The sequence below is a fragment of the Streptococcus sp. WM07 genome (assembly GCF_004570525.1).
In the GTDB taxonomy this organism is placed as follows: Bacteria; Bacillota; Bacilli; order Lactobacillales; family Streptococcaceae; genus Streptococcus.
This window is the reverse complement of the sequence record NZ_SPPZ01000105.1, coordinates 1-1,671: the sequence shown is the minus strand read 5'-3', so window position 1 is coordinate 1,671 and position 1,671 is coordinate 1. Positions and strand designations below refer to the sequence as shown.

Annotated in this window: 1 protein-coding gene; it reads right to left on the bottom strand. The window is 44.8% G+C overall.

The annotated features are described in order from the left end of the window. Nucleotides 1-1,154, bottom strand: a 1,154-nt coding sequence (ltrA, locus tag E4T71_RS08535) for a group II intron reverse transcriptase/maturase (protein ID WP_135038901.1), incomplete at its 3' end; no start/stop codon positions are given. Between the last annotated feature and the right edge of the window lie 517 nt (nucleotides 1,155-1,671).

The window sequence follows — 1,671 nt, the reverse complement described above, 5'->3', positions numbered from 1 at the left end:
TGGTCACCCCAACCTGACACCTTATCTGCTATCCACCTAGGAACTCCGAGTTTCAGTAAGCCCCAAAGGCGACGTGACTTCTTTTTCCACTGTTTCCAGATGATTACTCGCATTCTCGTTCGAAGTCGCTCATCTACTTTTGACATCACCGTTTTCATGTCAGTGATTGAAAAGTAGTTAACCCAACCTCTGATGACAGAATTTAGTAGCGTGATTCGTTCACTCAAGCTGATACTCCATTTTCTAGATGTCAGTTGCTTAAGTTTTCTCACAAACTTCTGCACACTCTCTTTGTGGGGGCGACTACGCCAGCCCTTTGGGGACTTCCAAAAGCCATAACCTAGATATTTCAGGTTTGTTGGGCGGACAATTTTGGTCTTATCCATGTTCACCTTGAGACCTAGCCGTTTCTCGATAAAGCGACTGACTGAGTGCATGACCCTCTTAGCCGCCGCTTGACTTCCGACCGTGATAACACAATCATCCGCATAGCGTACGAAGCGCAAACCCCGTTTTTCCAATTCCTTATCTAGTTCATGAAGCATGATATTAGATAAGAGTGGAGAGAGATTTCCTCCTTGAGGGGTTCCTACTAAGGTTTTCTGGCGTTGACCATTTATCACGACTCCTGAGTGAAGGTATTTTCGGATGAGGGACTCAGTATCTCCATCCTCGATGACCCTATGGACCAATGACATGAGTCTGTCCTGTGGGACTGTATCGAAGAACTTCTCTAAGTCAATGTCTATAATCCATTCATAACCTTCATTTAGGTATTCCAGTAGCTTGACCAGGGCTGTCTCACAAGAGCGGTTGGGACGAAAGCCATAGCTATAGTCTGAGAAATGAGTTTCAAAGATTGGACTTAAAACCTGTACAATGGCCTGTTGAATGATTCTATCCATCATGCTTGGAATACCTAGCTGACGAACACCTCCGTTGGGCTTCGGGATTTCCACCCGCAATACTGGCTGAGGTTTATATTTTCTTTCCGATATCTGCTTTTTCGTTTCTCGCCAGTGCTCTCTCAGATAATCATCAATCGTATCAACTGTGATACCATCAATACCTGCAGAACCTTTATTAGCTTTAACCTGCTTATAGGCTTCGAGAAGATTGTCTCTTGATAATATCTGGTCTAGTAATTTAGACATGCGCGTATTCCTTTCTTGTTTCGCTATCTCTAGGACGTCTTAAAATTGATGAACCTTCCTCTAGTCAATACGTGACTACCTCCGGTTCTATCAGACACTTATCCTTACAGATACAAGTGAAGTAGGTATACTTCGGTTAACTGTTCACCCCTTCGCTCCACTTCCATTACAGAAGTTTCCTCACTACTATGGGTTCGGCTGACTTCTTGTCGTTCGTTGTTACTAGGCTATTGCCTCGACAAGACCTCACGGGATAAGTCGTACATCTTTCCTCGTTTACTCTCGTGATTTACGCATATAGGTTACAATTACCTTCTTGGACTTTAGAGTTTACAGCCTCCTTATCCCCCATATACGCCTTACTATCACGTTTCTGTTCGTAGAGCCACGATTTCGCTATCCCTTCCTCTCCCCGCTACCTCACGATAGTCAGGCTTGGGATTCGCTATTGGGTTCACCGGTAGCAGGTGCCCACAGAGGACTTACACCTCAGATGTACGACATGCCCGTCGTACTG